Annotated in this window: 15 protein-coding genes; 8 read left to right on the top strand and 7 right to left on the bottom strand. The window is 38.1% G+C overall.

What is annotated here, in order from left to right:
- Window positions 1–23 precede the first annotated feature (23 nt).
- Window positions 24–698, bottom strand: coding sequence for a tRNA (guanosine(37)-N1)-methyltransferase TrmD (gene trmD / locus ACQ334_RS07620; RefSeq protein WP_430987589.1), 675 nt, complete (start codon window positions 696–698; stop codon window positions 24–26).
- A gap of 76 nt (window positions 699–774) precedes the next feature.
- Here trmD and ACQ334_RS07615 point away from each other — a divergent pair, with 76 nt between their 5' ends.
- The gene (locus ACQ334_RS07615; RefSeq protein WP_430987588.1) at window positions 775–1,764 is read left to right on the top strand and encodes a hypothetical protein; all 990 of its coding nucleotides are present in this window, start codon (window positions 775–777) and stop codon (window positions 1,762–1,764) included.
- A gap of 26 nt (window positions 1,765–1,790) precedes the next feature.
- On the opposite strand, the gene ACQ334_RS07610 is transcribed toward ACQ334_RS07615, so the two are convergent.
- Window positions 1,791–2,249: an energy transducer TonB gene (locus tag ACQ334_RS07610; RefSeq protein ID WP_430987587.1), complete on the bottom strand. Its 459-nt coding sequence runs from the start codon at window positions 2,247–2,249 to the stop codon at window positions 1,791–1,793.
- Window positions 2,250–2,498: 249 nt separating this feature from the next.
- On the opposite strand from ACQ334_RS07610, the gene ACQ334_RS07605 reads away from it, so the two are divergent.
- A complete protein-coding gene (locus ACQ334_RS07605; protein ID WP_430987586.1) occupies window positions 2,499–5,195 on the top strand; it encodes a PAS domain-containing protein in 2,697 nt (898 codons plus the stop codon).
- 8 nt (window positions 5,196–5,203) lie between these two features.
- On the opposite strand, the gene ACQ334_RS07600 is transcribed toward ACQ334_RS07605, so the two are convergent.
- Window positions 5,204–5,599 carry an RNA-binding S4 domain-containing protein gene (locus ACQ334_RS07600; protein WP_430987585.1) on the bottom strand — a complete coding sequence of 132 codons (396 nt, stop codon included), beginning with the start codon at window positions 5,597–5,599 and terminating at the stop codon, window positions 5,204–5,206.
- An 81-nt stretch (window positions 5,600–5,680) separates the two neighbouring features.
- On the opposite strand from ACQ334_RS07600, the gene ACQ334_RS07595 reads away from it, so the two are divergent.
- The 4 genes from ACQ334_RS07595 (at window position 5,681) to ACQ334_RS07580 (ending at window position 9,944) form a co-directional block, all read left to right on the top strand.
- Window positions 5,681–7,888, top strand: a complete 2,208-nt coding sequence (locus tag ACQ334_RS07595) for a S9 family peptidase (RefSeq protein ID WP_430987584.1) — start codon at window positions 5,681–5,683, stop codon at window positions 7,886–7,888.
- A 115-nt stretch (window positions 7,889–8,003) separates the two neighbouring features.
- Complete coding sequence (locus ACQ334_RS07590; protein ID WP_430987583.1) at window positions 8,004–8,309, top strand: YXWGXW repeat-containing protein; 306 nt, start codon at window positions 8,004–8,006, stop codon at window positions 8,307–8,309.
- Between the two features lie 139 nt (window positions 8,310–8,448).
- A complete protein-coding gene (locus tag ACQ334_RS07585; RefSeq protein WP_430987582.1) occupies window positions 8,449–9,069 on the top strand; it encodes a porin family protein in 621 nt (206 codons plus the stop codon).
- Between the two features lie 152 nt (window positions 9,070–9,221).
- Window positions 9,222–9,944, top strand: a complete 723-nt coding sequence (locus ACQ334_RS07580; protein ID WP_430987581.1) for a ribonuclease H-like domain-containing protein — start codon at window positions 9,222–9,224, stop codon at window positions 9,942–9,944.
- Between the two features lie 68 nt (window positions 9,945–10,012).
- On the opposite strand, the gene ACQ334_RS07575 is transcribed toward ACQ334_RS07580, so the two are convergent.
- On the bottom strand, window positions 10,013–15,004 hold the full coding sequence (locus tag ACQ334_RS07575) for a cadherin-like beta sandwich domain-containing protein (protein WP_430987580.1): 4,992 nt from the start codon (window positions 15,002–15,004) through the stop codon (window positions 10,013–10,015).
- Window positions 15,005–15,168: 164 nt separating this feature from the next.
- Here ACQ334_RS07575 and htpG point away from each other — a divergent pair, with 164 nt between their 5' ends.
- Entirely contained in the window at window positions 15,169–17,043 is a 1,875-nt protein-coding gene (gene htpG, locus ACQ334_RS07570; protein WP_430987579.1) for a molecular chaperone HtpG, read from the top strand.
- A 95-nt stretch (window positions 17,044–17,138) separates the two neighbouring features.
- Here the strand turns inward: htpG and ACQ334_RS07565 are convergent, their stop codons facing one another.
- The 3 genes from ACQ334_RS07565 to ACQ334_RS07555 all read right to left on the bottom strand — a co-directional run bounded on the left by ACQ334_RS07565 (window position 17,139) and on the right by ACQ334_RS07555 (window position 20,567).
- Window positions 17,139–17,810 (bottom strand): class I SAM-dependent methyltransferase, encoded by a 672-nt coding sequence (locus ACQ334_RS07565; RefSeq protein ID WP_430987578.1) that lies wholly within the window; start codon window positions 17,808–17,810, stop codon window positions 17,139–17,141.
- The gene (gene recJ, locus ACQ334_RS07560) at window positions 17,807–19,510 is read right to left on the bottom strand and encodes a single-stranded-DNA-specific exonuclease RecJ (RefSeq protein ID WP_430987577.1); all 1,704 of its coding nucleotides are present in this window, start codon (window positions 19,508–19,510) and stop codon (window positions 17,807–17,809) included. Before recJ ends, ACQ334_RS07565 begins: the two co-directional genes overlap by 4 nt.
- Before the next feature lie 94 nt (window positions 19,511–19,604).
- On the bottom strand, window positions 19,605–20,567 hold the full coding sequence (locus ACQ334_RS07555) for a polyprenyl synthetase family protein (RefSeq protein ID WP_430987576.1): 963 nt from the start codon (window positions 20,565–20,567) through the stop codon (window positions 19,605–19,607).
- Window positions 20,568–20,852: 285 nt separating this feature from the next.
- On the opposite strand from ACQ334_RS07555, the gene ACQ334_RS07550 reads away from it, so the two are divergent.
- Window positions 20,853–22,496 (top strand): OmpA family protein, encoded by a 1,644-nt coding sequence (locus ACQ334_RS07550; protein ID WP_430987575.1) that lies wholly within the window; start codon window positions 20,853–20,855, stop codon window positions 22,494–22,496.
- The last annotated feature ends 157 nt before the right edge of the window (window positions 22,497–22,653 follow it).

Below are 22,653 nucleotides of genomic sequence, written 5' to 3'. Positions count from 1 at the left end.
GAGCCAAAGGCTCCGCATTATTTTTAATCCAGTATATCCGGCCTTCTTTCCTTAGTACGTTGTAAACTTTGCTCTACTCTCCATTCTTCAATCAGTTTATGATTGCCGCTTAATAAAATGTCGGGTACTTTCCAGCCACGAAATTCTTCGGGTCTTGTATAAACCGGCGGTGCTAATAAATTATCCTGGAAAGAATCGGTGAGTGCAGATGTTTCATCATTTAATACACCAGGTATTAAACGGCCGATAGCATCTACTAACACTGCTGCAGCAATTTCTCCGCCGCTTAGAACATAATCACCGATAGAAATTTCCCTGGTTACAAAATGATCCCTGAATCTTTGATCAATACCTTTATAATGGCCGCAGATCATTAATAGATTATTTTTTAAAGAAAAACCATTCGCCATTTTCTGATTGAATGTTTCGCCATCCGGTGTCAGGTAAATTACTTCATCGTAAGTTGTTGTTGCCTGTAAACTTTCAATTGCATTTACCAAAGGTTCAATCATCATCACCATACCAGCGCCACCGCCAAAGGCATAATCATCCACCTGCGCCCTTGCGTATGTAGTGTGGTCTCTTAAATTAATCACATTCACTTCCAGCAAACCCTTATCCTTTGCTCTTTTTAAAATAGAGTGAGCAAAAGGGCTTTGCAACAGGTCTGGCACTACTGAAATAATATCAATTTTCATTCTGCAAATCTTTAACAATTTATTGGTTTGGCAATTCTTTTTTAGCATTTAAATTGCTGTACTAAATAAAAACCTTATGAGTAAAAAAATCTACCTGCCATTCCTTACTATATTATTTTTTTCCTGCTCCGATTACCTGCCTTATTCGTCGGCCCGGCAAACAAAATCAATTACCGATATTCCATTGAAACAATCATCGGAAAATGTTGATTGTTTTCTTAATAATCAAACTCCGCATAAACCATTTTACAAAATAAATATTGTGGAAGTAACAGGAACTGCCAATGCAAGCTACGATGAATTAATTATTTCATTAAAAAATAAAGCGAAGCAGGAAGGGCTGGATGCTGTAATGATATTAGACAAACAACAAGAGATTGCTTACGAAAACCTCAACCAGAAAATATACCTGGAAGATACTACCACTGCTAAGTATTACAGGCAGCTGGCTACAGCTTATCAAAAATTAAGTGCCGTGGGTATCAAGTATGCAGCAAATATTAATTATCTCGATACTATCGTAAAAACTGCTGCAATTGAATTGGTATGCAACAATCATAAAATTAATGGTACAATACAATTTGATTTTTATGGTAACCCAATTGCGATTGATGACAATCAGCTTGAAAAATTTTATAGAGATAGTATAGAGCCTTTTGATATTGCCCGGCACAATAATTCAGCAGTTAAAGACTGGCAATATAAAATGAACCCCCTCCTTACAGATGAAGTGGACGGGTTTAAAAAAGGAGCCGAAGGGTATGAAACAATAATTGTTAAAGCAGATGAAGCTGTTGCGAATAAATTTTATTATAAAATTTCAGACCCTGTATCTAATAAGGTTAAGAAATATACACTGGTAATTGAAAGGGATGCTGCAAAAAAAATAACTAAAAAAACATTACTTCAAAAAAGCAATATCATCTGGATTGAAGAGATTCACTATGATAAAAATATAGCCACCGGAAGCAAAAGGTATCGTGTTAATAATAATAAAGAGGAAATAATTTTCACCACAATTAATCAGTTTTATTCGGTGAATGATTTGCCGAAGCCTTTGGAGTAAATTGATATAGTAATAATTTTTTTATCCTATTCTCTTTCAATTAAAACAGTAATAGGTTGCCTGCGGTAAGCTTTAACCGGCCTGCCATCTTGTACAGCAGGAATCCAGTTCGGAGAAAGTCTCATCACTCTTTCAACTTCAGCTTGTATCAATGGGTTAACTTTGTTTTTGTTCTCAGTTGTGATATTGCAAAGGCTGCCGTCTGTACATACAATAAATTTTACTATTGCAGTTTGTTTAAAAACTTTCTTATTCGCAGGAAATTTTACCTTGTCAGAAAATTTATCAATATCCAGGTTATTCATTAAGAATGATCTCCATGCAGTATCTCCTCCCGCAAATTCTGCTTCTGTTTCAACTTCATCAAAAATAACTGCGGTATCTTTTGATATGTGTTTTGCCGGCGGCCGGTGCTGGCTTTTTACCTGGGCATAAGAACTAACGGCACAAACAAAAAATATCGTTATTGTAATTATATATTTCATCAGTTCTTATTTTTCGTAAAAGTATTACTCTTTCTATAAATTTTATAAGCTTATCTCAACTCCTTCATTTTTAATTAATAAGGAAATGGCTAACGAGGTTTGCAGTATAAACTGTTTATTAAGACAGCAGGACATCATTTTTTAATGGTATATAATTATAAAATATCTAAAAAACGGCACTTTTTTTGCTAATATTTTAAGGTTGTCGCCGTTTGCTGTTCGGGATAACCAGTATCATCCAATAAAACTATGAAATTAAACCTCTACTCCAACAAGATCTTAGGCTCAGGTATTGCACTCCTGTTACTTTCTTTTATTACCATCATTATTTTTTTTGGATACGAATACAAAAAGGTAAATGACACTGCTTTACGTGTGGCGCATACACAAGAGCAATTACTGCATTGCGAAAAGATCATGTCATTGGTTGCAGATATTGAAACGGGTACAAGAGCTTATTTAATTACAGAGCAAAGTATTTTTTTAAAACCTGTAGAAAGATCTCAAAAAGAAATTTTTACAGAGATCGCTTTATTAAAAACATTGGCCATTGATAATCCTGCACAAAAGATACGGATTGATTCCCTTTTATTTTATGCTGATAAAAGAATTACTTTTTTTAAACGCATTAAAGCCAGCTACGAAATTTTTGGTGTGAATGCCGCCCGGGAAATGGCAGAAAGCGGGGAAGGAAAATTATATGCCGACCATATCCGTTCTTTAGTTGATACTATACAACGTGAAGAAGATATTTTACAGGGAGCATATAAAGCGGATAACGAAAAAAGTATCCGCAATATAGACCGGATATTAATGTTAATAATAGTGGTCATTCTTTTACTATCTGCTGTGTTTATTCAAAAAGTAATAGCCGATAATGTAGAGAAGGGAAAAGCAGCCGCAGCTTTAAAGAAGATGAATGATGAACTGGAGCAAAGAGTGGCAGACCGTACGCAGGCATTGGATAAAAAAGAAAAACTATTCAGGGCATTAGTGGAGAATAATGAAGGCATCATCCTTTTAGTAGATGAAAAACTGAATGTGCTCTTCCGTAGCGCTTCCACAGCACTTATTACTGGCCGTGTATTTGAAGAAAATGAGAAAATTGCGATAGCTGAATATTTACATCCCGAAGACAGGGTAAAACTTAGCAAATTGATAGCAACAGCGGTTACAAGCCCGGGGATATCTATACAGGTATCCGTAAGAGTTAGGCATTTTGATGGGCATTACATCTGGCTGGAGGGTGCAGTTAAAAACATGACAGACGAGCCAGCAATAGGCGGTATCATAATTAACCTGAGAGATATCAGTGAACGAAAAAAAGCAGACCAGAAGCTCATCAAAGCTAACCGGCTGTATTTTTTTAACAGCCAGGTTAACCAGATGATTGTGCGTACCAAAGATGAAACGACTTTGTTCAGGGAAGCCTGCCAGATTGCAGTTGGTGAAGGCCGTTTTAAAATGGCATGGATAGGTATGATTGATGATACTACAAAAACAGTAATACCAGTAATGCATGCCGGCGACGACTGCGATTATCCTTCCGTTATGCGCCCCATATCAGTGAGTGATGATGCAGAAAGCAGGGGGCCGATTGGTACTGCATTACTGCAGGGAAAGTATACTGTTTGCAATGATATAGAGAGCGATGAAAGAATGATGCCGTGGAAAAAAGAAGCGTTGAACCGGGGGTACCAGTCCTTTATGATCCTGCCGGTAAAAAATTCAGGAAAAGTAATCGGGATCTTTTCTTTTTACACCGCTGTAAAAGATTTTTTTGATGCTGCAGAAATTGCGTTGCTGGAAGAAGCCACTAATGATGTATCCTTCGCCCTGGAAATATTTGAAAAAGAAAGGCTTCGCAATAAGGCCGAAGATGCCATTGTAAAAGCTGTAGAACGATACGATATTCTTGCAAGAGCTACCAGTGATACCATCTGGGATTGGGACATTGTAAATAACACGATGCATTATAACGACGGCATCGCCCAGATGTTTGGATACAGTGCTTCTGAAGTGGAGAACGTAGTAGATTGGTGGAATGAAAAATTATATCCGGATGATTTTAAAAAGGTAACAGAATTGATTGAAGAAGTTTTTGAAAAAGGATTGCAGAAATTTCACATCACTTACAGGTTTCGCTGTGCAGATGGCTCTTATAAATATATTTTCGACAGGGCCTATGTACTCTTTGACGAAAGTGGTAACCCCTGCAGGATGATTGGAGCCATGCAGGATATCACTTATCATGTGGATGAGGAGTTACGTATTTCAAAAGCTATTATAGATGCACAGGAACAGGAACGACGTTTTATAGGAGGTGAGTTACACGATAATGTGAACCAGATATTAGCTGGTTCTTTATTGGCATTGAGTATGGTAAAAAGCAGTAAAAGTTTAACCAAAAAAACATTGGAGTATGTAGAAATGGGTAAGACACATATTTTTAATGCCATTGAAGAAGTGAGAAAACTATCGCACAAACTGGCGCCAGCTGCTTTTGATGATACTTCTTTAAAAGATGCTTTTGAAAATCTGCTGCAGACTTTTAACGTAAACAACCAGTTTAATATAAAATTCGAAATGGATGACGCCTGCAATACAGTTAGCGGTGATGTGCAGATCAATTTGTACAGGATAGTACAGGAGCAGATAAAAAATATTGTAAAGTATGCAGAGGCCAGCGAAATCGAAATTTCAGTAAAGCAATCTGCTCATGCAATAAAAATGCGTATCAACGATAATGGTAAAGGTTTTGATATAAAGACCGTAAAAAAAGGTATCGGCCTCAGTAACATTAAAAAAAGGATCGAATCTTTTTCAGGAAAATTCACTGTAAATTCAGCAGCAGGAAAAGGTTGCGAAATAATTGTGGAGATACCATTATCAGGCAATTCAATTCAACAGCCTGCCAAACGTTCAAAAAAGAAAATGAACTTATAATAATTTACTCAGAGTGCAGGTGGCGTTGTCATAAAATCATCCAGGTCTCTCTTATCTTTTTTAGTGGGCCGTCCTTGTTTGCTCATTCGTTTACCGGTATGAAAAACTGCGGCCTGAAATTTAATACGGTCTAGTTCTTCGGGAGGTGTAATATCTGCATAATATTTTATCGCTTCGCTGTATTGTACACGGTGGTCAAGCAAGCCGGTAACTTTAATTACCCAGCGTTTAGCTTCGGTCTTTACCTCATACTCATCATTCACATTTACAGCCCTGGATGCTTTACAGTTATCGCCATTCCATTTTATCTTTCCATTATCACAGGCATCTCCCGCCTGGCTACGGGTTTTAAACAACCGGATAGCCCATAAATATTTATCTAAACGTAGTTTTTCCTTTTCCATTTGCCAAAATTAAATCCTTTTACACCAATGGTGATTATCGGTTAATGTATTTGCTTACTTTTATTGCCTAAATTAATACATATGAAGTTCAGGATTATTGCACTCAGTTTGTTTTTTGTTTTTGCAGTCCACCTGGTACCTGCCCAGCGCCGTGTTAACTGGACACCCGATGGTAATGCTTATACCAAAATAAAAGAAGGGAGTATTGTAAAAGTAGATGCCAAAACCGATGCTGAAACCGTTCTTATTAAAAAAGAACAATTAACCCCCACAGGAGGAAAAGCATTGTTTCCGCAATCTTATGCTTTCAGCAGCGATAATTCTAAACTGCTCATTTTTACTAATACGGCAAAAGTATGGCGTTTAAATACCAGAGGCGATTACTGGATTCTTGATATCGCTTCCAATAAACTGACACAATTGGGCAAAGGCCGTCCGGGTCAATCATTGATGTTTGCTAAATTTTCTCCCGACGGGAAAAAGGTGGGTTATGTAAGCGAACATAATTTGTATGTGGAAGAAGTAGCTACTAACATCATAAAAAGATTAACCGCTGACGGTACAAGAAAATTGATCAACGGCACATTTGACTGGGTATATGAAGAAGAATTTGGTTGCCGTGATGGTTTTCGCTGGAGCCCCGACGGAACTAAGATAGCTTTCTGGCAGGTAGATGCGACAAAGATCAGGGATTATTATATGCTGAATACTACTGATAGTAATTATTCACATGTAATTCCTGTTGAATATCCTAAAGTGGGAGAAGCGCCATCACCAGTTAAAATTGGTGTGGCCGAAGTTAATTCAGGAACAATCCGCTGGATGCAGATTGAAGGCGATCCACAGCAGCATTATCTGCCCCGTATGGAATGGACCGGCAATAATGAATTGATGGTGCAACAGCTTGATCGTAAACAACAGGAGAGTAAACTGATGTATTGCAATACCAATGATGGTAGTGCCCGTACTTTTTGGGCAGAGAATGATGAGGCCTGGGTGGATTTAAATTCAGCAGATATTTTTGGAGAGCCGGGTGGCTTTTCATTTGTTAATAAAGGCCAGGATTTTATCTGGATAAGTGAAAAGGATGGCTGGCGTCATATTTATAAGATCAGTCGTGATGGTAAAACCGAAACTTTAATAACCAAAGGCAATTATGATATTGAAAGTATTAAATGTATTGATGAAGCTAATAACCTGATTTATTTCACAGCCTCACCAACTAATGCCACACAATTGTATTTATACAAAATACGTATTGAAAACAAAGCCGGCCTTTTAGATAAATTTAAAAAAGTAAAAGAAGATGCGGAATTAGTGAGTGCCGAAAATTTAGTGGGTACACACAGTTACAATATTTCTCCTAACGGGAAATTTGCCACCCATTCTTTTTCTAATTATAATACTCCACCGGTAAGAGAATGGATAACATTACCGGATAACAAACCTGTTAATGCTGCAAAAAGTATTGCAGCAACAATAAAGACCGATAATGAAAATGATGTGGAATACATGCAGATAACTACGGAAGATAACGTAACGGTTGATGCATGGATCAACAAACCGAAGAATTTCGATCCGTCCAAAAAATACCCTGTTATTATGGAAGTGTATGGCGAGCCAGCTGCTTCTACAGTGCAGAATAGTTATGGAGCGCACAGCAATGGTTTATACAATGGAGATATCAGGGCCGATGGGTACATACAGGTATCAGTTGATAACCGTGGTACACCAATGTTGAAAGGGGCTAAATGGCGCAAAGCTATTTACAGAAAAATTGGAGTTATCAATATTCGTGACCAGGCAATGGCTATGAAAAAATTATTAGAAGCAAGGCCTTATATGGATAAAGACCGTGTGGCCGTTTGGGGTTGGAGCGGTGGAGGTTCCTCAACACTTAATTTAATGTTCCAGTATCCTGAAATTTTTAAAACAGGTATTTCGGTAGCTGCAGTAGGCAACCAGTTAAATTACGATAATATTTACCAGGAACGCTACATGGGATTGCCGCAGGAAAACATGCAGGATTTTGTAAATGGTTCGCCCATTACGCACGCCAAAAATTTAAAAGGCAACCTGTTGTATATTCATGGCACCGGCGATGATAATGTGCATTACGATAACGCAGAGCAACTGCTTAACGAACTGATCAAATACAATAAACAATTTCAGTTTATGCCTTATCCTAATCGTACCCACAGTATTTCTGAAGGTGAAGGTACATCGCTGCACCTGGCAACTTTATACACTGCCTATTTAAGAGCGCATTGCGAACCGGGAGCAAAATAATTATCAGACTTTTAGATTGTAAATGGCGGTATTTGTTACCGCCATTTTTATTTTTAATTATTTCCTTTAAACCATTGTGCATTTGTAAAGTCTGACTGGTATTAAACAAATCTTTATGAAAAAATATTTTGTAAGAATGATGATGGCATTGATGGTAACAGTATCATTTGCTATGGCAGCGGATGCGCAAATTGTGGTTAAGATACGCCCTGTGGCACCAGTACTCAGGGCAAGGCCGATGGCACCTTCGCCTGCGCATGTATGGGTGGGAGGTAATTATGTATGGCGTGGCGGACAATATGTATATGAAGAAGGGTATTGGGCAACACCGCCAAGGCGTGGCAGTATATGGATTGAAGGACACTGGAAACACAGAAGAGGCGGTTGGGTTTGGGTACCAGGTCATTGGAGAAGGCGCTAAATGCAGAAATAGTTTTAACGGGTCATAGATGTAAGCGAAGCCTGCCATGTGCAGGCTTCCTTGCGTTATATAATGGTGTTAAAATTTTACTTTGGCATAATGTTAGCTTGAGTATGTGCGTTACTACAAAAATCAACACATGAAAAACTTACTGGCAGCTTTACTTGTTTTTTCTACTTTGTCTGCAACAGCACAAAGAAATAAACTGAGCGATGACCATGAAAACTTTTTTCGCTTTGGTGTAAAAGGCGGCGTTAATGTAAATAAGATCACCGGTCAATCTTACAAAAGTGGGTTTAACTATAATTATCAGCTTGGGGCATTCATGCAATTTAATTTTGCCAGCAGGATTGGTATACAACCTGAAGTGAATTTTGTACAAACTTCAACAGAGTTTACCAACGACCCTAATGATATTTACAATGATATTTTCAGGGATGGCAGCCAGAAGAAATCCAAACTGAATTACCTGGAAGTACCGGTGCTGCTAAATGTGAGTATTGGCCCTAGTAAAAGAGTAAAATTGCAGTTTGGCCCTGCCTATGGTGGATTATTGTCGCAAACAGTGGATAGTTTGAAAACCAATGGCAATATTTATAAAAATGCCGACTGGAGTGCCATTGGTGGCTTATGGATACAGTTGCCTTTTATTAATATGGGGGCAAGATATAAATTGGGTTTGTCAGATATCAACAATATCGACAACCAGCAAACCTGGAAGAACCAGGCTATACAGGTCTTCGTTGGCGTTACCTTTTAAATATCTTCGCCACATGGTCTGACGTCTCGTCTGACCATGTGAATATCTCGTCTGCCCATAACGGTAACGGATTACCTGAAATCCGGAATTTTCCCCTGGGATTTTGGTTTTTTAAAAATGGCTTTGTATTTTACATAGTATAATCACCCGCTATGCAAAATATTATACTGGAAAATCTATTGCTGATAGATATTGAAACTGTACCTGGGCACTCTTCTTTTGATTTATTAAGCGACGATTGGAAGCAATTGTGGGAAGAAAAAACGGTACGAAGTTTACCCGATTTTACTTCCGCAGCGGAATTTTATCCGCAACGTGCCGGTGTAATGGCCGAGTTTGCAAAAATTGTTTGTATCAGTATAGGTTATTTCACCAAACAAGGCACTGTATTGCAGTTACGTTTAAAATCTTTTTTTGGTGATGATGAAAAGAAATTGCTGCAGGAGTTTGTCAGCACGGTAAATCAGATGGAAGCAAAAAATAACAAGTGGAGTTTTGCCGGGCACAATATCAAAGAGTTTGATATTCCTTTTATCTGCCGCAGGCTTTTAATAAATGGGTTGCGTATTCCTGCTTATCTCGATTTTCAAAACATGAAACCATGGGATACCAATACTGTTGATACGTTTCAATACTGGCGTTTTGGGGATTATAAAAATTATACTTCTTTAAAACTATTAGCCGCAGCATTAGGTGTCCCTTCTCCCAAAGATGATATCGATGGCAGCATGGTGGCTGATGTATATTGGAATGAAAAGAACCTGCAACGCATTGCTACTTATTGCCAGAAGGATGTGGTAACTACCGGTAATATTATTTTGCGGTTTAAGAATATGGAATTGCTGAAAGAAGAGCAGGTAGTAGTGGTGCAATAAATAATTATTCTATTTAAAAAGCCCCCAATGATTTGGGGGCTTTTGTTTGAAGATTTTATTTTATTGTACTATTGTACGATCACTTTCAGCGTGGTTACATTATCTGCATCTATAACTTTCACAAAATATAATCCTTTGCTCATACCGGCGGTATTTATCTGCAAATGAGATTGTGTGGTGTTAGTTTTATACACCATTTTGCCATCTGCGTTTAATACCTGTACAGTGGCCTGCTGATTGCCCGTTTTAGCAATGTATAGGTTGATAAAATCTTTTGCAGGATTAGGTACTACTTCGGCAGTATAGTTAGAATTGAACAATGCTTTTTTGATATCAGAATAATCATATTTGGCATCTTTATCTACTTCTTTAAGGCGGTAATAATTAATGCCTCTCATCGGTGCATTATCATAAATGCCATAGTCAGTACGATGAGAACTATTTCCTGCTGCGGCAACTGTGGCAATAGTATTCCATGTTCTGCCATCTACAGATCTTTCCACTATAAAATGGCTGCTGTTAATTTCCTGTTCTGTACTCCAGGTGATCTTTGCACTGTTGTTAATTTTTTGAACAGTAAAGGAATTTAATTTTACCGGTAGCGGGCCACCTGATGCATCATTCCTGGCATACCAGATTGGAGAAGTTACAATACGGCTGGTGCCATTAGTAATATCAATGTAATAATAACCCGTGGTGTTATCAGGTAGATTAATATCTGTAAAACGTAAACTGTTACCAATTACAGAATCGATTTTTACAGGTAATACGCCACTACCCGGTACGCCATACATCACCCTGATAATTGCACCCGAAGTTGATGTAGTAAGATCAGTTAAATTAACCGCAATGTTTGGTGCAAACCTGTCGGATATCAAAGAGCCCATGATTTTTGTGTTGATAGTAAAATCAACTTTGCTATCACAATCCTGAGTGGCATAAAAATTCATATTCTTCATACCTGTAACCAATGCTGTTTTTGTAAGTACAGGCGCAACAATAGCCGTCCTGGAATAAGTGGTATGGCCAAAAGTAGTATTGTGGTTATCATGATCAATAGTTGGCCCAAGGTGATAACCCTTTGCCAACATGGTTTGATAATACCATAAATAAGACATTGATGAACCCGGATTTGAATAAGTAGTATTGGTAGTAGTAGCCGGGCCACTTTCTACTGCCGCCCCTGTAATGGCACTATCTGCAACAATATCATAACCGGTACCAGCAATATTATTATAGTCGGTTAAGTTAGGATGAGCCAACGTGGCAAAAGTATTGGTTGCTTTATTATCGTTTACAGTTTTAAACAATCCTGTACTTCCGGTGTAGGTACTCTTCGGCACGTATACGTCGTAGTTATTAGCAGCGCCCCATGCGCCACTGCCACTTTCCCATCCCCAAAGGTTGTCCATACCATCACCATATATTACTACGTGTCCGCCACCGCTTATCACACCCCATTCCATTCCATACAATGCCAGGAAGCCCGGATGTGCATTGCTGAATGTAGTAGCTTCGTTTACACCAAGGTGATAATTAGTAACCGTATTACCCGGGTTGTTTACTGTAGAGAAATGATTGTGTTCAGATATACCCAGGTAATCCATACACTGTGCTGTCATAGCATAGGTATAATCATCTGTAGGAGTATAGCCGGGATGATCCTGGTTACCATCAGAATAATCAGAATGAGAATGCAGTGTACCAAAATAATAATTATTAGTAAGTACATTGCCTGTAACAATGCTGCTGTTTAATGAAGCGCCGGTTGCATATTTTGTACCACCCGAACAATTTTTATTGGCTGCAAATACAAAGTAATAATAAGTAGTGTTTGCAGTAAGACTGGTGGAAAGGAAGGTAGTAAGACTGCTGTTAGCAACAACTACGCCACCGCCAAAAGCATTTCCCACAGCGTAATCAGTATTGTCAACAGGAGATGCTGATAATGTTGGCGACAAACTCTGAATCACTAAATAATCATCTGCACCGGATATGCCCGTAAATGTGCCGGATACGGCAGTATTAGATGCGGTTAAATTAAGTTGTGTAGCTTGATTAGGGGGTGCAACACATGGAGGCAATGGTTGTGTAGTTTCTGTTCCGGTTAAAGGAGTAACAATATTGTAAACCGGGCCATTAATACAAGAAGATGAATTTAAACTGAAAACGAAGAAATAATACTGCGTATTCGGCAGCAAACCATTTGCAGTAAATGAAGAAGATGCACCCCTTGTTACTACAACTGCATTACCTAAAATATCTCCGGCATTGTACACTTGTGCATTCACAGGATTATTACTTAAAGTTGTTGAAGTACTTCTTAATACCAGGTATTCATCTGCAGTGGTGGCAGTAAATGAACCTTGTATAGTATTAATAGTGGGTGCAGGTGGATTAAGAATTAATCCTGTTGGTTGTGATGCAGGAGCTGCACATGGTGGTAAGCCGGCTATAGTACTTGCAGTTCCGTTAAGTACGCTGGCTGTATTGTATAAAGGTCCGCCTGTGCAAATGCTGTTTAAAGGAAATACAAAGAAATAATATTGAGTCAACGGTGTTAAGCCTGTTGCGGTAAAGCTGGTGCTATTACTTCTTGATACCACAGTACCATCGCCAAGGTTATCACCAACATTGTATATCTGTCCATCCGTTGGGTTGCCTGTAAGGCTGCTGTTAACACTGGCTACCACAAGGTATTCATCTGAAGCAGGGGCGGAGGCAGTAAAGCTTCCGGCAATGGATACGTCGGTTATTGTTCCAAAAGTTAAATTGGTTGCAGGAGCAGTTGGGCTGGCGCAGGGTGTAGTAGCTACTGCAGTAACATTTAAATTATCGATACTGATTTTAGGTCTTGAGCCAGAACCAGTGTTTCCGCTACCGTTATGATAGTAAAACCTTAGCCTTGCTGTAGCACTATTGTTAAAAATTGCTGGTAATGCAATATTTGTTTTAGAACCACTGATAGGAACATTATTAGTAAAATCAAGTACATCTGCAAAAGGTAATTCTGTAAATGTAGTACCATCCACAGTTGCATAAACTCTCAACGAACCATTTCTGTTTCCTGTTGAGTTATTTATGGTGGCATAGTCAAAACTTAAGGTGCCTGCATTTACACCAGTAAAGTCCATATAAAAATCTATCGCTGCAGAAGTGGTATTATCTGGTGAGCCGGTAGACAATAAAATAATAGATTGTGTTGGTGTGGTCTGATCAATAAAACGATGTACACCGCCTGAAGAAGTGAACGAATTGCTTTGAAAATTTGAAGTTGATGCAGTAAGCTTTATACCATCAGGGATAGTACCTGTGGCATTGGCTGAAAGACCACCAAAATGATTGGCACCATTGCCAGAGGTAAAGAAATCTCCCCAAGTACCCACATCTGTAAAATCCTGCGTATAACTTAAACCGGGTTGTAAACCCATTGGTACGGGTAAAGGTGTATTCGTAAATGCCTGCTGGGTACCGTAACTTGTACCTGCTGCATTAGTGGCATAAGCTTTAAAATAATATCTGGTATTGGGAGCAAGACCTGTAATTGTAACGCTGTAATTTCCAGCATTTAAATTTGAAGCAGCTAACGGTGTTCCTGTACCATCCGGGAAGCCAGAACTGGTACTATATTCAATGCCATAGGCTGTAACAGTAGTACAACCGTTACTGTTTATTGTTCCTGCTACAGTGGCAGTAGTTGCACTTACTGCGGAGCTTGCTCCTGTAGTAACTGTTGGTTTTGTATTAATGCCTGAACCCGTAGCTGCAACTGTATACGAAGCCGCAAGACCACCGCCACTTAAACTGATTGTACCGTTATATGATTGTACTAAAGTTGGACTAAATTTTACGTAGATAACTTTTCCTGTAAAAGCCGAGCCACTATAAGAAAAACTTAATGACGATGTAAATGTACCCGCAATTGTTTCGGAATAAGTAAACCCTGCAAGTGAGGCAATGGAAATATTACTACCATCAAGGTCTACACCGTCAAGAGTAAAAGAATTAGGCCCTGCTGTTGTGTTGATACACACATTGCTGAAGTCAGCGAGGGGAGATGTTGCAGTTAAGGTAGGTATACCTGCTGCTGCCCTTGTTACATTTACAGTATATGTCTTGGTAGTAACAGCATCTTGTGCGGTTACTACAGTGGTTATAGTATTGGAGCCAACATTTAAGGGAATTGATGCCGAAGGGTTTCCGCTTGTAACAGTATTTCCATTTACAGTTATAGTTGCATTAACATCACTTGCTGTTGGTGTGGTAGTTATTGAACTAATGTTGTTAGCCACATTAGCTGTATAAGCGGTTGTTGCTGAAGCAAAAACAGGAACCAGTGTCCCGCTGCTTAATGTTAAATTAGAAAGATCTGCATTTGAAGATATTAACGGAGTTCCGCTTATTGAGATATCATCAATTGAAAAACTTGGCCTTCCATTAGCGCCACTTACATCTCTTTGTATCCATCTTAACTGCACTACTGCCTGGTTTGCGCAGGCGGCAGGTAAAGTAAAAGTTACAGTTGTAGCATTTAAGCTTCCGGTACCGGAGGTATTGTTTGCAGCGCCATTATTTTGATAAGTGCTGCCGGTAATATTGGTAAAAGTACCCGAAGTTCCAATGCGGTATTGTACTCCTAGTTCACCAATACGATCGGTAGTCTGTTGTCTTTGAGTAGCTGCCAGGTACGAAACGGAAATGTTAGTGAGCCCCGTGGTATTTATAGCTAAACAAGCTGCTTTTATATTTGTTCCGGTTGCCAAAACCCCCAACTTGCCATTCATGTCTCCTACAAACCCAGACGTGGTAGCATTTGTTGCTCCCGCCAGTGCCTGGTCAGCAGTTGGAGCTGCAGTATTAAAACTGGTAGTTATGGCTGTAGTCCCAAATCCCCAGCCTTGAAAACCTGCCGGGAATGCGGTAGTACTTCCTGTGAGTGTACTGAAATTTTGTGTATAAGGCAATGCTTGTGCAGTAGGATTAGTTTGCGCCTGTGTGTTTATTCTCAGGATTATAAAGCATAGGAGCAGGAAAAATTTGGAAGTAAATAATTTAGTCATGATAAGGTCTTGTTTAGTTTTAGTCGAACTTCAAAACTACCCTCATAAATCAACTTAATTGTAATTTTGGTGTAAAGAATTTATTAACAATTTGACATCCTGTCAGCATTTAAAAACTGGCATTTTGTTTGACAATGGAGCATTAAATAATAACAATCAATTATATGCAAAAAGGAAACATACGTGTACAAACGGAGAATATCTTCCCGATCATTAAAAAATTCTTATATAGTGATCATGAGATTTTTATAAGGGAACTGGTAAGTAATGCAATTGATGCTACACAAAAACTAAAAACGCTTTCTTCTATTGGTGAAGCCAAAGGGGATTTAGGTGAATTAAGGATTGACGTACAATTAGACACTGAAAAAAAGACACTCACCATTAGTGACAGGGGCGTTGGTATGACAGCAGAAGAAGTGGACAAATATTTAAACCAGTTGGCTTTTAGTGGTGCCGAAGAATTTTTAGAAAAGTACAAAGGCCAGAATGAAAATAATATCATCGGCCATTTTGGTTTAGGTTTTTATTCTGCCTTTATGGTAAGTGATAAAGTAGAAGTGTTTAGTAAAAGTTTCAGGGAAGATGCAAAAGCTGTAAGATGGGAATGTGATGGCAGCCCGGAATTTACTTTGGAAGAGGTGGAAAAAGAAATCAGGGGAACTGATATTGTTTTGCATATTAATGAAGAAAGCAAAGAGTTTTTAGATAAATACCGCATTGAAGCAATGCTACAAAAATTTTGCAGGTTTTTACCGGTGCCTATTTATTTTAAAGATGTAAATGAAAAACCTGAAGAATTAAAAGAGGGTGAAGTTGCCCTGGAAGAAAAGTCCATCAACAACCCAACACCGGCCTGGACAAAAAAGCCATCAGAACTAACGGATGAAGATTATATCAATTTTTATAAAGAGTTGTATCCTTATGGAGAAACGCCATTATTCTGGATTCATTTAAACGTGGATTACCCTTTCAATCTAACCGGTATTCTGTACTTTCCAAAAATTAAACAGAGTTACGAAATACAAAAGGATAAAATACAATTGTACAGCAACCAGGTATTTGTTACTGATGAAGTAAAAGAAATTGTACCGGAGTTTTTAATGCTGATGCATGGTGTTATCGATAGCCCGGATATTCCTTTAAATGTTAGCCGTAGTTATTTACAAGGCGATCAGAATGTAAAAAGGATCAGCAGCCATATCACTAAAAAAGTTGCCGATAAATTAGAAGATATATTTAAGAACGACAGAAAACAGTTTGAAGAAAAATGGGAAAGCCTTGGCTTGTTTGTTAAGTACGGTATGATGACCGATGATAAGTTTTTAGACAAGGCCAATAAATTTCATATTCTGCAGGATGCAAAAGACAATACTTTCTACACATTGGAAGAATACAGGCTGGCAACAGAAACCCTGCAAAAAAATAAAGAAGGAAACCTCGTTATTCTGTATACAACAAATCCTGTACAACAGGATGCTTATATACAGCAAGCTGTAACTAAGGGATATAAAGTGGTGAAGATGGAGACCATCATTGACAATGGCTTTATACAACAAATGGAAATGAAATGGGAAAAGGTACAGTTTGTAAGAGTAGATAGTGACATTACTGATAATTTAATTGACAAGCAGGAAGGTGGGGATAGTGTTTTGAGTAAAGATGAAGAAGCTAAACTAAAAGAATTATTCGGCGTAAAGATTCCCGAATTAAATGTAACTGTTGAAGTAAAAGGATTAAGTAATGATACACCGCCAGTAGTAGCAACCCGGCCTGAATTCATGCGTCGTATGAAAGACATGGCAGCCATGCAGGGTGCCGGTGGTATGGGAGCTTTTTATGCTAATATGCCCGATGAAGTTACGCTAACAGTAAATGGCAACCACCCGGTATACAAAAATATCCTTTCTGCAGAGGTAAAAGAAAAACAGGAAAAATTAGTTCATAATCTTGCAGACCTTGCATTGTTATCGCAAGGGTTATTAAAAGGCAATAGCTTAACTAATTTTATAAACAGGAGTGTGGAGTTGATGAGCTAAGTATGGCATGCTGAAATTATATTTTGGCCCTCACTTTAGCAGCAATATCATAAGCATATATTCAAAGAGGATTGTCTTACTAACAATCCTCTTTTTTATTTCAATTCTAAAATTACAGCCTCCAGGTAATTCATTTTTTGTGTATGGTAGATTTGTTTAAAACCAACCTCCAGTAATTTTTCTTTGTGCAATGGGTTGGCGTAAATAAGTGTGATGGTTCTTGGGGCTATTTCAAAACTCTCCAATATATTTTCAGCCACAGCATCCATTATTATTTCATCAAAAGGGTTAAACATAAAAATGCAATCTACGTCATTGGGTATCTCAAAATAAAAAGCATCGTTATTAATTATCTTGTATTGCAGGCCGGGAAATTTTTGTTTAGTTATAGCAAGATTTACTGCAGCTGCATTGCAAAATTCTTTTGAAAAATCTATCCCGGTTACTTTTGTAAAACCATTTGCAGCGGCTACGCACATAGCTCTCCCTTTACCGCAGCCAATATCTAAAAAATGTGCTTTACTTTCTTTGGCCGGGTGGGGGCAAACATCTTCCAATACATCATAACTTACAGGCATGTAAATGGTGGAATGGTCAATTTCTATACCTTTTTTCTCCAGGGATCTTAATTCATCAGCACCTGTTGTAGTAATGCCATATTTTTCTTCACCTTTAATTTCCTGGCGCAGGATATGCAGTGCAATTTTTATATTCCAGTTGTAAGCCAGGTAAAAAAAGTATTTTATATAAGAGAGGGATTTTCTCATTCGGATAATCTTAGGTCAATAACTTTTAATTGCAATGTGGTACTACCATTCCATTCGTTTTCATCAATGGTAAACACTACATCAACAGGCTTTTGCAATTGCAGTAAATGAAACTTAGGTGCCATATTAAAGCCAATACCAGTAAAAGTAATGTTATCCTGTTTTAAAACAAAACGTATATGAAGCTCTTTTACAATTTTTGAATAACCAGTATCCGAAACATTTTTAACAACAAAAACGGGTCGCATATTTTCCGGGCCAAAAGGTTCCATCTGGCAAATGATACTGTAAAATGAAGTCGTAATTTCTTTAAACGAAACCGGGCTGTCAATAATAATTTCGGGTATTAGTAAGTGTGGTTCTATTGTAGCGCTTACTACTTCTTCAAATTTGTTTGCAAAGGCAGTTATATTTTCGGGTAACAGAGACATACCTGCAGCAGCAAAATGACCGCCGTAACCCAACAGGTATTCCCGGCAGGCGTGTATGGCTTCGTATAAATTAAAACCTGGTACACTCCTGGCACTTCCTGCAGCTACTTCACCACTTTGCGTAAGCACAACCGTAGGCCGGTAATATTTTTCAATCATTCTGCTGGCAACAATGCCCACCACGCCTTTATGCCAGTGATCTTTAAAAACTACGGTAGTTTTTTTATTGATCAGTTTTTCATCAGCTTCAATTATGGCGAGAGCCTCTTCAGTGATGCTGCTATCTGCTTCTTTGCGGTCGCTGTTATCGCTGTGTAGCATTTCTGCAAATGCCAATGCATTTTTATATTCTGGTTCAATAAAAAGCTGTACTGCTTTTCTTGCGTCGTCCATTCTGCCCGCAGCATTTACCCTTGGCGCAATTACAAAAACCACATTATTAATGGATAACTTTTTTTGAATACCACCTAAATGAATCAGTGCTTTTATTCCCGGATTAGGATTATTATTGATCTTTTCCAAACCATAAAATGCCATGATCCTGTTTTCCCCCGTCATGGGAACAATGTCTGCTGCAATTGCGGTAGCAACCAGGTCTAAATAACAATAATAATATTCTTCTTCAATATTATAATGTTGTGCCAGGGCAGTGATCAATTTAAAGCCCACTCCGCAGCCACACAATTCTTTATAAGGATAATAACAATCTTTTTGTTTAGGATTAAGAATGGCAACAGCATCAGGTATAATATCATCGGGCAGGTGATGATCGCAAACAATAAAATCAATACCTAAGCTTTTTGCATAAGCAATCAAATCAACAGATTTAATACCGCAGTCTAACGAAATAATTAAAGTAAAGTTATTGGCAGCGGCAAAATCAATACCCATTTTGCTTACACCATAACCTTCACGGTAGCGGTGAGGGATATAAAAATCTAATAAAGCCGGATCGTAAATTTTATGCAGGAACTGGTACATGCACGCCACACTGGTAGTGCCGTCAACGTCGTAATCTCCAAATACTAAAACCTTTTCTTTCTTTTCAAAGGCCGATACAATACGTTGCACAGCTTTATCCATATCCTTCATCAGCCAGGCATCATGTAAATCACTCAGCTGCGGCCTGAAGTAATCTTTGGCTTTTTCAAAACTATCAATGCCTCTTTGTACTAATATAGAGCAAAGGGTTTTGCTAACTTTAAGAGATTGCTGTAAAGCGGTTGCTTTAGTGTCATCTGCAGGTAATATATTCCAGCGTTTTTCCAAATAATAATTTGTTCAATGTTTACAATCAATACTAATACATAAACGGTTTTCATTACCATTTTAAACTTAATATAGCAAAAGGTGTAGATGAGGTTTAATATTTTCTATCGGTGGTATAGCGCACTAATTGTTCAAGAGCTCTCCTGGTTTCACCGTCCTCAAATTCGTAGAGAATGGTTAATGCTTCATCCCTGTATTGAATCATTTTCTCTGTAGCATATTTTATGCCTCCGGCTTCTACTACAGTATCAATAACAAACTTAACTTTTTTTGGATTCTTGTTCTCATTTTTTATGATATAAATTAATTCCCTTCTTTTTTTTGCATCGATTTTATTCAGGGTATATATCAGCGGTAGTGTAAGTTTTTTTTCCTTGATATCATTACCGGTAGGTTTTCCAATATCTTCTTTACCATAGTCAAAAAGGTCATCTTTTATCTGAAAAGCAATACCTGCTTTTTCTCCAAACAATTTCATTTTAGCAGTAACGGTTCCGTCTTTAGTAGTGCTGTATGCACCCACTGCACAGGCCGATGATAGTAAAGAGGCTGTTTTATTCCTGATGATCTCAAAATAAATATCTTCTTTTAAATTTAGTTTCCTTGACTTTTCTATCTGCAACAATTCGCCTTCACTCATTTGCTGCACCGCATCAGAAAGAATGTGCAAATGTTCAAAGTCATTATTGGATGTTGACAATAATAGACCTTTGGAAAGCAGGTAATCTCCTACTAAAACAGCAATTTTATTTTTCCAGATGGCATTAATTGAAAAAAAACCCCGTCTTTCCAGTGATTCGTCCACCACATCGTCGTGCACTAAGGTGGCAGTATGCAGTAACTCTACCAGGGCAGCGGCTCTGTAAGTGCTCTCATTAATACTTCCATGTAATTTGGCGCTTAAAAAAACAAACATTGGCCGCATTTGTTTCCCTTTGCGTTTAATAATGTATTTCATTATCCTGTCCAGCAAAGGCGTACTGCTTTTTACAGCTCCGGCAAATTTTTTCTCAAAAGTCTTCAGCTCTTCTCCAATAATGTCAGTTACAAATTTCATAGAAAATGAAGGCAATATAAGCCACTATAATCCGTCCTCAAACTATTTTATAAGTTTCTGCCAGCAAAATAATTGAAAAATAATTATACGGGTACCAAGAAAAACTTTAACTTTATTGCAACGAATTGTCTGAATATGACGTCTTTAACTATTTAAATACAGTATCTTATGGGTAGTTTGGTAACTAAAATTAAATATTAAAAATTTTGGTTTATAACTCTCATTCGATATTTTTGCAGTAAAATCAACTCGTACACATTTAGAAATTTTATTAATTATTAAGTTATGACAAGCAAAAAGTACAAATTTTTATTAAGCGCTTTTATGTTCCTTGCCGTGGGTGCATTTGCCCAGGTTGGAGGAAGTGGAAGTGTTTATGATTCCTCTGTTATTCCTGCTAAAAGGATGCCGCAGCAAAACGAATTCTGGAATAAATCGTATAATTTTCCAGCTAAGCCACGTAACCAATGGGAAGTTGGTGTTTCTACCGGTCTTTTCACTGTAAGTGGTGATGTTGCCGCTAAGGCTTTCACTGCACCAAACTTTGGTGTACATGTAAGAAAGGCTTTTGGTTATATCTTCTCTTTAAGGTTGCAATACATTAATACTGTTGGTAAAGGCCAAAACTGGCTGGCATCAAGCAATTTTGGTAAAAATGAAGCCTGGAATTTAAATTTACCTGCAGGTAAACGTTATTTCTCACCAGAAAGAAGTAACACAGGTGCAGTTACTTACACTGACCGTGCAGGTAATGCTTCTGCAACAGCAGACCAGGTGTATTACAATTACAAAACTAAAGTACAGGACTTAGGCCTTCAGGGTATTGTTACTTTAAATAATATTCGTTTCCACAAACAAAAAACTGGTATTGTGTTGTATGGTGGTGGTGGTATCGGTGCTACTTTGTACAATACTATGGTTAACTCATTGGATGCAAATGGTAATCCTTACCGTGCATTATTCAATGGTTTGGCAAGTGGAACATACTCAAACCGTAAAGATGTGCTGAAAGCATTGAAAAACGGAATGGATAAAACCTACGAAACACCTGCTGAAAACCAGGGTTCACGTCGTCCTAAAATTGGTAAGAATACTTTAAAACCATCTGGTACTGTATTAGCTGGTGTTGCCTTTAAATTAGGTAAAAGAGTAAATCTTGCTATTGAAGACAGGTGGACATTTACCAAAGATGATTTGCTTGATGGCCAGCAATGGCAGGAGCAGGCGTGGGGTGATGCTTCTTTAACTGGTGATTTCGATTCTTATAACTATGCTTCTATTGGTTTAAACTTTAATTTAGGTGCTAAATCTGTAGAACCATTATGGTGGCAGAATCCATTGGATTATGCTTACGATGAGTTAATGAACCACCGCAATGTTAAGATTCCGAAAATGGAATGTCCTGATACTGATGGTGATGGCGTTTGTGATCACTTAGACAGAGAACCAAATACTCCTGCAGGTTGCCCGGTTAACACTCATGGTGTTACTGCTGATACTGATGGTGATGGTGTTCCTGATTGTAAAGATAAAGAGTTAATTACTCCAACTTCTTGCCAACCAGTTGATGCTGATGGTGTAGGTAAATGCCCAGATCCTGAATGTTGCAAAAATCCTAAAGTAGTGGTTCCTCCATGTCCTACTGACTACCCAAGTCTTTCATTTAAAGGTAACAGCCCGGCATTAACTGCAGATGCTAAATCAATGCTTGCAACTTGTGCAGCTAAACTAAAAGGCAGCCCAACTTGTACAATCACTGTAACTGGCTATCCAGAAGCATCTAAAGCTTCTCAGGCTAATTGCAACAAAAGATTAGAAGCAATTAAAAACTATCTTGTTGAAAAAGAAGGTATTAGTGCAGACAGAATTACTACTAACTGCGAAGTTGGTGGTGGTGACAAGAATACGGTTGATATAAAATCTAACTAATAGATTTTCAAACATTTCACTTTTTGCTCAATGATAGCCCTTCCGGTTTCGGGAGGGCTTTTTTTTGGAATGGTTAATGATTTGTAAGCGCCAGCCAATAATTATTACTCATCAACTAACCGCTATTTATCAAAGTCTTAACTAGCAATTTTTGGCT

It is taken from the genome of Ferruginibacter sp. SUN106, from assembly GCF_050611765.1.
Lineage (GTDB): Bacteria > Bacteroidota > Bacteroidia > Chitinophagales > Chitinophagaceae > Ferruginibacter.
Note: the sequence above shows the minus strand (reverse complement) of the source record. Positions and strands in the feature narration are given on the sequence as shown.